General features: G+C 69.6%; 1 pseudogene. It reads right to left on the bottom strand.

Annotated features, from left to right (window positions below):
* Positions 1-470: pseudogene (locus EXE45_RS17875) on the bottom strand (MFS transporter); the annotation flags it as partial.

Raw genomic sequence — 470 nt, 5'->3', positions numbered from 1 at the left:
AAGGAAGCGGCGGCACCTCCCGCGAGAGCTCCGAAGGGCGTCGAGACCGCCGAGGCGCTCCCCAGTACGGCCGTTACCCGACCCAGTAGCGTCTCGGGGACCACGGCCTGGACGACCGAGACGATCAGGACGTTCGTCACGCCAACCGGGACGAACGCAATGACGAACAGAGCGACAGTGACGGGCAGCCGGCCGGCCGCGACGGCGCCGAGCCACGCGGCGCCGGACAGCAGGAACGCCGCGATCGACAACCGGCCGAAGGCCAGTCCGGCCAGCGATGAGGCGGCCAGCGACCCGACCAGGATACCCAGGGCCAACGCCGCCATCAGGTACCCGTACCCGTCGACGCCCCCGACGTGAGCCGCGTACGACGGGAGTATCGCGACGGTCCCTCCGAGGGCGAAGTTGATCACAACGCTTCCGAGGAGCATCGGGACGAGGAACGTCCCCTGGAGGTAGGCGATACGCTC

This window comes from Halorubrum sp. SP9 (assembly GCF_005435015.1).
GTDB lineage: Archaea > Halobacteriota > Halobacteria > Halobacteriales > Haloferacaceae > Halorubrum > Halorubrum sodomense.
This window is presented reverse-complemented; position numbering and strand designations above follow the sequence as displayed.